The organism is Rothia sp. HMSC069C04 (assembly GCF_001812895.1).
Taxonomy (GTDB): domain Bacteria; phylum Actinomycetota; class Actinomycetes; order Actinomycetales; family Micrococcaceae; genus Rothia.
The window spans coordinates 1-223 of sequence record NZ_KV810757.1; the positions used below are offsets into that span (position 1 = coordinate 1).

Consider the following 223-nt stretch of genomic DNA (forward strand, 5'->3'; position numbering starts at 1 on the left):
TCTGTATCTCCGTTGCCGTACTCGATGACATAGGAGGAGGGCATGAGCTCAATTTCGACGTGTCCGGCGAGCATGTCTGCTTCGAGGCGGTAGGGGCCTCCGTCATCGACGTAGAAGTTGATCTGATCGCCCTTGTAGACGTTGGGGTCGCCTTCTGCTCGGCCAGTGCCTGCGGGGTTGTTGTAGGACTGGTGCAGGGTCGGCTTGCCTGGCTCTAGCGACT

1 pseudogene is annotated in these 223 nt (G+C 59.2%); it reads right to left on the reverse strand.

What is annotated here, in order from left to right:
• Nucleotides 1-223: pseudogene (locus HMPREF2879_RS07540) on the reverse strand (peptide ABC transporter ATPase); the annotation flags it as partial.